The organism is Frankia nepalensis, from assembly GCF_016786325.1.
GTDB classification, from domain to species: Bacteria; Actinomycetota; Actinomycetes; order Frankiales; family Frankiaceae; genus Pseudofrankia; species Pseudofrankia nepalensis.
In genome coordinates, this window is record NZ_JADWYU010000020.1 from 10,150 (window position 1) to 20,778 (window position 10,629).

Annotated in this window: 5 protein-coding genes; 1 reads left to right on the forward strand and 4 read right to left on the reverse strand. The window is 75.7% G+C overall.

Features of this window, described 5'->3' with window-relative positions; translation table 11 throughout:
• The 3 genes from I6A81_RS00325 to I6A81_RS00335 form a co-directional block, all read right to left on the reverse strand.
• Nucleotides 1–6,662, reverse strand: a 6,662-nt coding sequence (locus tag I6A81_RS00325; protein WP_238441432.1) for a type I polyketide synthase, incomplete at its 3' end; no start/stop codon positions are given.
• Between the two features lie 148 nt (nucleotides 6,663–6,810).
• Nucleotides 6,811–6,966, reverse strand: a complete 156-nt coding sequence (locus I6A81_RS00330; protein WP_203006524.1) for a hypothetical protein — start codon at nucleotides 6,964–6,966, stop codon at nucleotides 6,811–6,813.
• A gap of 1,025 nt (nucleotides 6,967–7,991) precedes the next feature.
• Nucleotides 7,992–8,906 carry a helix-turn-helix transcriptional regulator gene (locus tag I6A81_RS00335; RefSeq protein ID WP_203006523.1) on the reverse strand — a complete coding sequence of 305 codons (915 nt, stop codon included), beginning with the start codon at nucleotides 8,904–8,906 and terminating at the stop codon, nucleotides 7,992–7,994.
• Nucleotides 8,907–9,592: 686 nt separating this feature from the next.
• Here I6A81_RS00335 and I6A81_RS42805 point away from each other — a divergent pair.
• Nucleotides 9,593–9,904 (forward strand): hypothetical protein, encoded by a 312-nt coding sequence (locus tag I6A81_RS42805; protein WP_307874374.1) that lies wholly within the window; start codon nucleotides 9,593–9,595, stop codon nucleotides 9,902–9,904.
• Between the two features lie 247 nt (nucleotides 9,905–10,151).
• On the opposite strand, the gene I6A81_RS45350 is transcribed toward I6A81_RS42805, so the two are convergent.
• Nucleotides 10,152–10,490 (reverse strand): response regulator transcription factor, encoded by a 339-nt coding sequence (locus I6A81_RS45350; protein WP_307874375.1) that lies wholly within the window; start codon nucleotides 10,488–10,490, stop codon nucleotides 10,152–10,154.
• Nucleotides 10,491–10,629 lie beyond the last annotated feature (139 nt).

Here is a 10,629-nt window from a genome sequence, read left to right on the forward strand (position 1 = left end):
AGCATCTCCGCCGGATAACCCGTCTGCGAACCGATCACCTCAACCACAACATCCGCCACCGCCGCACGACCCAACACGGCGACCGGGGTCGAAGCGGCGGCGGGTGCCGGGCTGGCCTGGGCGGGAACGGCCGCCCCCGCGGCCGAACCGACCCGCTCCGCCGAACGGGCGACGATCCAGTCGACGATGCCGTCGACCGTCTTGATCGCCGCCAGCTCCTCCACCACCGACTCCGACAACTCACCATCCCCCGAGACCAACCCCAACCGACCCGCCAGCTCACCGAGAATCTCGGTCCGCTTGATCGAATCGATCGACAGATCCGCCTCCAGGTCCAACCCAGGCTCCAGCATCTCCGCCGGATAACCCGTCTGCGAACCGATCACCTCAACCACAACATCCGCCACCGCCGCACGACCCAACACCCCGGCCCCCGCCGGCCCACCAGCCGAAGGGGACGCGCCGCCGGCCGCCGGCGAGAAGCCGTGGTGGGCGGGAACGCCCGCGAGCGCGGGCGCGCTGGCCCAGGCATGGGTGGGCTGAGCCGGCACTGCTCCGACCGGCACCGCTCCGGGCGGCCCGGCGTCGAGGCCGGCCGCTGGCGCGGGTGCCGGGCTGGCCTGGGCGGGAACAGCCGCCCCCGCGGCCGAACCGACCCGCTCCGCCGAACGGGCGACGATCCAGTCGACGATGCCGTCGACCGTCTTGATCGCCGCCAGCTCCTCCACCACCGACTCCGACAACTCACCATCCCCCGAGACCAACCCCAACCGACCCGCCAGCTCACCGAGAATCTCGGTCCGCTTGATCGAATCGATCGACAGATCCGCCTCCAGGTCCAACCCAGGCTCCAGCATCTCCGCCGGATAACCCGTCTGCGAACCGATCACCTCAACCACAACATCCGCCACCGCCGCACGACCCAACACCCCGGCCCCCGCCGGCCCACCAGCCGAAGGGGACGGGTCCAGTGGCGCGGCCTGAGCGGGGATCACCGGCCCGCGGCCCGGGCCCACCTGGCCGGCGAGGCCGTCCTGGGAGGTCTGCCGCGGGGCCGGCTGAGAAGCCCGGGACGCCGGCAGGGCCGCCGGCACGCCGGCAGGGCCGGCGAGAGCGGAGAGACCGGCGGCACCGAGACCAGCGCCGCCGAGGCCAGCGAGCGTGCCCGCGTCCAGGAGGTCGCCGCCCGAGCGGCCCAGGTAGCCCAGGACGACGTCGCGCTGCGCCGCGACCAGTTCCCGGGTGGTCCGCAGGAACTCCAGCACCGCCGTGTCCGCCGCCGGGTCCACCGGGGCGGCCGGCGTGAAGGCCGCCGGCGCGGCGGCCGCCGCGGGCGCGGAGATCTCCAGCCGGGCCGGCGGCTTCAGGCCACCGGCGACCGGGCGCCCGTCGGCGGTGCGCACGTAGGCGCCGTCGACCAGCCAGCCAGCCCGGCGCGGCACGTCCGCCGCCGACACGACCCGGGTGTCGCGCCCGGCGAACAGCGGCGCGACATCGACGGCGACGCCGGCCGCGGCGAGCTCGGCGACGGCGAGCAGCAGCCGGCGCAGGCCGGGCTCGCCGACGACGTCGGTGGCGACCGCGCGGTGCGGCCGGCCGGCGAGGATCTTGCCGACCAGGCCCGTGAGCACCCGGCCCGGGCCGGCCTCGACGAAGGTGCGCACGCCGGCGGCGTACATCGCCTCGATCTGCTCGACGAACCGGACCGGCGCGGCCACCTGGCCGGCGAGCGTGGCCCGGACGCCGGCCTCGGTGTCCGGGTAGGGCGCCGCCGCCGTGTTCGACCAGACCCGGACGGCGGCCGGCCGCACGGCGAGCCCGGCGAGCGTGTCCGCCAGCGTGTCGGCGGCGCCCGCGACGACGGGGCTGTGGAAGGCGGCCGCGACCGGGATCCGCTTGGCCGCGAGCCCGGCGGCCGACAGCGCGGCCAGCGCGGCGTCGACGGCCGCTGTCGGGCCGGAGATGACGGTCTGCTTCGGGGCGTTCTGGTTGGCGAGCACCACCTCGGCCGCCCCGGCCGCCTCCAGCGCGGCGCGGACCGCCTCCGCCGGCGCGGAGACCGCGGCCATCGTGCCCGGGTCATCGCCGGCGGCGGCGAGGATCGCGGCGGCGCGCGCCTCGGAGAGCCCGACGAGGTCGGCCTCGTCGAGGGCGCCGCCGACGGTGAGCGCGACCAGCTCGCCGTAGGAGTGGCCGGCCAGGTCGTCGGCTCGGATGCCGAGGCGCCCGAGCAGCTGGGCCATGGCCAGGCCCGCCAGGCCCAGCGTCGGCTGCGCCGCCCGGGTGTCGGTGATGGCGGCGGCCTGACGGTCCGCCTCCTCACGGGTGAAGGCGGCCGGCGGGAACATCGTGTCCGCCCAGTGCGAACCGAGTTCCAGCACCTCGCGCAGCCGCGGGAACGCGACGAACAGGTCGGCGAGCATGCCGGGGCGCTGGCTGCCCTGGCCGGGGAACAGGAACCCGACCCGGCCCGGGCCGTCGTCGTCCTCGGCGGGACCGTGGCCGTTGCGGCTGTTCCCCCCGTGCCCGGCCGCGTCGGGGCCGTCGGGGGCGACGAAGACGCCCGATTTCGGGTCGGACTGGAAGGACCTGGCGCGCGCGAGCGCCGTCGGCAGCTCGTCGAGGTCGGCGACGACGAACGCGAGGCGCACCGGCCCTGAGCGGTCCTCGGCGACGGTGCGAGCGAGGTCGCGCAGCCGCCAGGGGCGCCCGGCCTCGTCGTTCGCGCGGGCGAGCTCGGCGAGCCGGTCGAGCCGGCGGGCCGCCGCCGCCCGGTCCGCGCCGCGGACCACGAACAGCTCCGCGGGCCACTGGCCGAGGCCGTGCGCCGGCTCCGGGCCGCCGTCATACGCGGACAGCACGACGTGGAAGTTCGTCCCGCCGAAGCCGAACGCGGACACCCCGGCGTGCCGCTCGGCCGCCGGCGCGGCCCAGGGCCGCGCCGTCCGGTCGAAGGCGAACGGGCTGGTCGCCGGGTCGTAGGCCTCGTTCGGCCGGGTGACGTGCAGCGTCGGCGGGCGCACGCCGGCGGCCAGCGCCCGGGTCGCCTTGACCAGCCCGGCCATCCCGGCGGCGCACTTGGTGTGGCCGATCTGCGACTTCACCGAGCCCACGCCGCAGGAGCCCGGCTCGGCGCCGTGGGCGGTGAACACCTCGGTGAGGGTGGCGAGCTCGGTGCGGTCACCGACGACGGTGCCGGTGGCGTGCGCCTCGACCAGGCCGACCTCGGAGGGCGAGATCCCGGCCCGGCCGTAGGCCCGCTCCATCGCGAGCACCTGGCCGGCGCGGCGCGGTGCCGTCAGGCCCAGCGCGCGCCCGTCGGAGGAGCCCGCGACCGCCTTGACGACGGCGTGGACGCGGTCGCCGTCACGCTCGGCGTCGGCGAGCCGCTTGAGCACCACGACCGCGACGCCCTCGCCGAGGGTGATGCCGTCGGCGGTGGAGTCGAACGAGCGGCAGCGGCCACTCGGCGACAGCGCGTGCACCGAGGCGAACATCAGGAAGTCGTTCAGCCCGTTGTGGGTGTCGACGCCGCCGCAGAGCACCATGTCCGCGTTGCCGGCGGCGAGCTCCTTGCAGGCCGCGTCGAGCGCGGCGAAGGACGACGCGCAGGCGGCGTCGACGGTGAAGTTCGACCCGCCGAAGTCCAGCCGGTTGGCGACCCGCCCGGCGATGACGTTGGCCAGGATGCCGGGGAACGAGTCCTCGTCCAGCTCGGGCAGGTGCTCGGCGAGCTCGGGCGGGAGGTCGCCGACCAGCGCCCGGTAGCCGGCGCGCAGGCCGTAGGCGCCGGACAGGTCCGCGCCCGCCTCGGCGCCGAAGACGACGGACGTGCGGGAGCGGTCGAAGGAGCGGCCGGCCCGGGCCCGGCCCTGGGCGGCGCCGGCCCGGTCCTGGCCCTGAGCCACGTCGTAGCCGGCGTCACGCAGCGCGCGCGCCGCGACCTCGAGCGCCAGTAGCTGGCCGGTCTCGATGCTGCGCAGCGAGCGCGGCGGGATGCCGTAGGCGAGCGCGTCGAACGGGATGGGTGGGAGGAAGCCGCCCCATTTGGACGGGGTCATCTTCCCGGCGTCCTTGACGAACGCGTCCGGCGCGTAGAAGAGGTCCGCGTCGAACCGGTCCGCGGGCACCTCGGTGACGGCGTCGACGCCGCCGACGATGTTGGCCCAGAAGGTCTCCAGGTCGGGGGCGCCGGGGAAGACCGCGGCCATGCCGACGATCGCGATGTCGAGCGGCCGGGCGGTCTCCCGGACCGCCGCCACCGAGCGGGCCGCGGCCGCCCGCCGCGCGGCGACGGCGTCGCCGGAGGCGGACTGGGCGGGCTCACGGTCGCGGCCGTCCCGCGACGCGGCCGTGGGCGCCGGGACGAGGCCGTCGGCGCCGGCGTGATCCGTGGCCTGGTCCGTGACGAGGCCCAGCTCGTCGGCCCGGCGGGCGAGCGCGTCGGTGGCACCCGCGGTGGCCCGCTGGTGCAGGGCCGCGACGGTGGTCCGCTCGGCGCGCAGCGCGGCGACCTGGCCGATCATGAACATGCCCTCGGCGGCCTGACCGGCGGGGTCGACGGTGACCAGCCTGTCGCCCTCGCGGCGCACGCCCTTGCTGGCGATCCGCAGCCGGCCGAGGTTGAGGCTCTCCAGCTCGGCCCACATCTCCTGCCGGCCGCGCCCGGCGGCGGCCAGCTCGGCGCGGGCGGCGAGGAACTCGTCGACGAACGGCGAGCGCACGCACCGGGTGGCGTGGCCCGGCGAGGTCTCCAGCAGCACGGTCTGCTCGCAGCGAAGCGCCGCGTCCTGGAACCCCTGCTGGATCGCGCCGGTGGCGACCGCCTCGGCGGTGAACAGGTAGGCGGTGCCCATCAGCGCGCCGACCTTCGCGCCCCGGTCCGCCAGCGGGGCGGCGATCGCGGCGACGGCGGCGGCCGAGGCCTCGTCGTGCACCCCACCCGCGAACAGCAGGTGCAGCTCGGCGAAGAACGCGTCCCCCAGGCGCTCGCCGGCGGCGAGCAGCGTGTCGACCTGGGCCTCCCAGAGCGAGAAGCTCGCCCGCGGGCCGACGTGCCCGCCGCACTCGCGGCCCTCGAACACGAACTTGCGGGCGCCGTCGGCGACGAACCGGTCCAGCAGCCCCGGCGACGGGACGTGCAGGAAGGTGTCGATCCCGGCGGCCTCCAGCGGCGCGGCCTGCGAGGGCCGGCCGCCGGCGATCAGCGCGCACGGCGGGCGCACGGCCAGCACCGCCTCGAGCTGGGCGGCGCGCACCTCGGCGGGCGCGAAGCCGAGCACGCCAACGCCCCAGGGCGCGTCGCCGAGCAGCTCGGCGGTCTCGGCCAGCAGCGCCGCCGACCGCTCGCCGGACAGCAGCGCGAGCGCGAGGAACGGCAGCCCACCGCCGTCCGCGACCGCCTTCGCGAACGCCGGCACGTCGCTCACCCGGGTCATCGGGCCCTGCGCCAGCGGGTAGCGCAGGCCGCGGGCGGCGGCGAACGGGGCGCCGGGAGCGAGCGGGCGCAGCCGGGCCGCGGCGGCGAGCTGCTCGCGGACCGCCGTCCGCACCGCGCGGACGACTCCGCTCGCGGTGAGGTGGCGGTCGGCCAGCGTGCTCGCGAGCGCGCCGTCCTGACCGACCGGGAGCAGCCCCGCGCGCAGGTCGCGCGCGCCGAGCCGGGTGGCCACGTCCGCCGGGCCGAGTGGGCCGGCCGTCCCCGGCGTCACCAGCGCGCCGTCGGAGGCCAGCTCGCCGCCGGTGTCGCGCAGGTCCAGGATGGAGGCTGGCTCGCCGGCGCTGGCGGCGCCCGCGGCGCTGGCCAGCCGCGCGACCGGCAGGTCGGGGCGGACGTAGACCCGGTGGCCGCCGAGCACGGCGGTCTCGCTCCCGTCCATCGCCCGCAGCGCCGTGGCGACCTCGGCGGGCAGCTCGACCTCACGGACCAGGGCGAACTGGGCGTCCAGCACGACACCGGTGGCGCCCAGGGCGACGGCGCCGGCGGCCGTGCGCGGGCCGATGCCGCCGGCGGCCCAGAACGGCGCTGGCGCGCCCGCGCGGGTCAGCAGGCTGGCCGCCCGCAGGTGCTGCAACAACGTGAACGTGGTCAGGTCACCGACCAGGCCCCCCGCCTCGTTGCCGCGGGCGACGAGGCCGTCCGCGCCGGCGGCGAGGGCGGCGCGCGCGCCGGCGACGGAGGTCACCTCGACGAGCACCCGGCGCGCGGCGGCCGGCCCAGGACCTCCCGGCTCGGCCCAGCCGGTCCTGGCGGAGCCCCTGGCCGACGCGACGTCCCAGCCGGCGCCGCCCGCGGGGGCGGTCGCGGCGATCAGCGCCGGGTCGGCGAGCAGCACGGTGTCGACCTCGGCCGGCAGGTCGTCAGGCCCGAGCGCGGCGCCCGGGCCGACGCGGACGGCGAACGCCCCCCGGCACCAGCGGGCAGCGTCGGCGAGCGCGCGCCTGGCGCGGGCGGCCTCGCGCCCCAGGTCGAGCACGCCCAGGCCACCGGCGCGCTCGACCGCCGCGACCAGCGCGGCGTTCGGCTCGGCGAAGGGGGTGACGACGACGACGAGGTCACGGCCCGCCAGCTCGCGCGTCGCCGGCACGTCCGTCACCGTGGCGTGGACGTCGTCCATCCGGGTAGGACGGGCTGGGCCGGGCCGAGCGGAAGTCCTGGTCATCGACTGGTCCTCCTGAGCCAGTGACGCCCGCGGCGACACCGGAGTACGGACGGCGGGGTGGTGGCGGTCACCCCCGGGCGACAGCCACGTCCCAGACCGCGCCGCGTCGGCCGGACGGGCTGGGTGGGCGAACCTGGCGTGGGCATCATCACCGCAATAGTTTCGCCGCCTGCCCGGCGAGCACCAGCCCCTGCACGGGGGTACCGGGGCTGGCGTACGCCGAAGCCTTGGTCATCTCGAAAAACAACGTCTCCAGGTGCCGTACTACGGGAGAGCCGACCATGTCCGGACGCCTCCCGGTCATGTTTCGTGAGCCGATGTGGGCGGCTCGCCGCGCCGTCGCGACGAGAGCCCGAGAAGGTTCAACGAATTCTAGCCACCCACAAATGATCTCCACGCGGTGCCACCCGGCCAGCCTGGTGTGCCTGACCAGACCATGCCAGCGGACGTCCCGGTCGGCCACCCGGCATGGATCGCGCCGACACGCGGCGCGGCGGCGGCCGGCGAAAGATACCGGTTACCACAGAGTATCCGACGCGGTCCGACGAGCGCGGCTAAGCGCCTTTCGATGCCGGTTCGCCGATTCCTCGCGGGTCAGCCCGCGAAAACCGTCGACGCCATTCACCGGGAAGGAGACGGACAGCGCGGAAAAACTTTCCGACTTCACTTCCAAAATCTCGTCAAACGGTTCCTGGAAACAATCCACCCACACTCGCGTCAACGCCGCGTGACCGCGGCCGGGGCGGGGCGCTGCCCGGCGGCGAAATTGTCCTGGCGGCTCCGGCGGCCAGCGGGGACAACCGCCGGGCGACGCGAGGGACGCGGCGTCCCCGGTCCGGCACGACGCGCCGGATCAGCCCGGCCGCCGTATGTGTGCCCCTCCGGGCCAGACGGGCTGGCTCGTTCCGCCTAGTCCGCTTGGAGGGTTCTGCCCGGGCAGCGGACGCGGTATATGAAGCCTTTTGGACACAGGGTCCCACCGCGCCCACCCGATTCGCGTGGCGACGGCCCGTCCGCTCTCACCGGCAACCGTCGGCATGGCCGGCGGCCGCCGTTCCGGAGCGTTGTGAGGCCACCCTCCCACGACGGACATCTTCGGCGGCCCGCGGCCCACATGCGCCCGGGGTGGGCGGTGACGCGGCTTTCGGCCTCGCAATCCGGAGGGTTCTCTTCCCACTTGGATCGCGGCGCTCGAGCACGTACGCGAAGCGCCCCGTCCACCCGGCGGGAGCCAGCCCGGCCAGCCGGCTGGGTACCGGCGCCGCCTGGCGGACGCCCGGCCGGGAACGGCCAGGGCAGCACGCCCCGGCCGGTTCCCGGGCCACCGGCTCAGTCCCGCGTGGGCGCGGGGCCGGACGACGAGGTGGACGGACCCATCTCGCGCTGCCAGGCAAGGGCCAGCTGGGTGCGGTTGGTGCACGAGGTGGCGACGAGCGCGTGCGTCAGGTGGTGCTTGACGGTGTCGATGCTGATGCACAGCGCCTCGGCGACCTGCCGGTTCGAGTGCCCCTCGGCGACCAGGCGCACCACGTCGCGCTCCCGGGCGGACAGCTTCGCGGTGACCGCCGGGCCGGTGTTCGCCCGGACGTGGAACCGCAACAGATTGCCCAGATGACGGCCGACCACCGCCGCGATCGCGCGGTCACGCGGCCCGAACGCGCCCGGCCGCGGATCGAGAAGCGTCACCACCGCGCCAATGTTCGCCGGCCCGGTGAGCCGGAGCAGCAGCTTGGAGTTGATGCCGTGCGCGCGCAGGAAACGTTCCATCCGCAGCCGGACCTCGGGGCGGGCCGGGTTGCCGATGTCCTCCAGCGTGACCAGGCCCCGTTCCCGCATCAGCCGCAGGCTCTCCGGGTCGGAGAAGACCTCCAGCCCGCGGTAGCGCTCCAGGAACGGGCCCGCCATGCGCAGCGCGAGCCCTCGCCCGGACGGCCGCTGGTCCTGGAAGGCGGCTTCGAGCGTCTGGCCCAGGAAGAAGGCCGAGTTGCGGTAGCCCAGATGCCGCGACAGCGCGTCGAGCGTGGCTTCCCGGAATGCCGGAAGCGTGGTGGCCCGTTCACAGTCCTCGACGACGCGCAGGATGCCGCGCAGTTCGGCGGCGCCGAGCGCGAGGTCACGCGGCGCCTGCGCCGCGCGGGGCGCGAGCTGGGTCCGTCCCGGAATTCCGGCGGCAGCCGGGCGAGCCGCGCCGGCGTCGATTCCGACCGCGCGCGGCCCGGCCAGGGAAGATGCGTTCGGAACCATCGACGCGTTCGCGGTCGGCGCGTTCCCGGTTGCGGCTGGATGTCGGCGCACCGCGGTGGTGTCGACTCGCGGCGCGGGTCCGCGCAGGACCGCGGAAGGTGTGTCGATTATCACCGGCCTCGGTTGACGGCGAACCGGAGAGATTCCGGCCATACCGCCCGAAACGGTATCCGTCACGCCTTCAAGCATGCGGTCAGTCACGCGTGCCTCCGGTCCGGTCGACGCCCGGGTTACTGGTCGGTAGCGGCGATGTCGCCGGGTAATTACCGGCCAAGCTGGACATGTTGGGCCAGCGTAGGACTCCCCTCCGGGGCACGCTAGACGCCGACTGGGACTTTTTACCTCTTGCCAACAAGGACCACGGGCACGGAGATCCAGTTAGGGCCAAAAGTCCCGGGAGAGCGCTCTCCACGCGAAAATTGTCAGCAGTCGAACACTTTCAGTGATCAATGATCGTCAGTCGACTACCCGATCGGGCTAGTCGCTCTCCGCACACACGGGCCATTGGTCGACCAGGCGGCAGCCCGGCAACCACCGATCCGTGCACACGGCGTAACCGGTCGCTACTACGGGTAGGTACTCGCCAGGCATGACCGGTCGGCGACGATCTGGTCCGCCCGCCGGCACGCGCCGTACCCGCGGCCCGGACGATCCCGGAGACCGCGGCCCGAGAGGGGTGACGAACGGTGACCATCGGCTCGTCGATCTTCTTGATCGTGATCGGCGCGATTCTCCGGTACGCAGTCACATGGCGGATCCACGGCCTGAACCTGCCGGCCCTCGGGCTGATCCTCGCCATCGCCGGCATCATCACCCTGGTCATCCGGCTGGCCTGGCTGTTCAACCCCGGCCTTGGCGAGCGTCGGCCCCCGCCAGACCTCCCGGCCGAGTTCGGCCGCTGGCCCGCCGGCCACCCGAGCGCGCCGTGCCCCCACCCCGGCACCGGTCCGTCCGCGACCGGGCCCGATCATCCCTCCCCCACCGACTGGCGTCGGTGACGTCAGGATGCCCGCGAAGGACAGGGCGCTCGCGAGCGTCGGGGGCCGCGCGGAGGACCGATACTTCGGGTGGTCGACTACCCGCGCCCCGGTTCTCGCGGAGCGCTCCCGGCCACACCCGGCCGGCCGAGGCCCCGCCCGGGGCCGGCCGCTGGCGCCCCTGGCTGCCCGCCCGGGGATCCCGCCCCGTCGGCCCCCGGGCGCGATCGCGGGTGGCCGCGCGGGAAGCCAGAGGGTGGGACGGGCGTCAGAGCAGGTGCAGCGCGCGGGCGCGGTGGACGGCGTCCCGTCGCCGGGCCACGTCAAGTTTGCGGTAGATGCTCTTCAGGTGCGTCTTCACGGTGTTGACCGAGACGTACAGCTCCGCGGCGATCTCGGCCGTCGTCAGCATCGTCGGCAGGTAGCTGAGCACGGCCAGCTCCCGGTCGCTGAGCCGGTCCGTGGCGCGGGTGAGCGCGGGCAGCCCTCCGCCGGGAGCCTCCGGCCGCCAGGTCGTGGCATCCGCCGGCCTGGGGGCGGCCCCGGAGACCGGCGAGGCCAGCGCCGGGCCACCGCCACCCGGCGCCGCCGCGACGGCCGGGGCCACGCCGGGACGGCGCGGCCCCGACGCGCCGCGCGGGGTGAGCGGCCCGAGGGCCCCGGATGACCGCCCCGGCGGTGCCGGGGCGCCCGCGGGGGGGGGGGGGGCCCCCGCCACCCCCCCCCCCCGCCCCCCCGGCCCGGGC

Excerpts from the sequence above, each read along its gene's own strand:
- I6A81_RS00335 (WP_203006523.1), bottom strand. The coding sequence starts at position 8,906 with ATGGTTCCGAACGCATCTTCCCTGGCCGGGCCGCGCGCGGTCGGAATC.
- I6A81_RS00330 (WP_203006524.1), bottom strand. The coding sequence starts at position 6,966 with ATGACCGGGAGGCGTCCGGACATGGTCGGCTCTCCCGTAGTACGGCAC.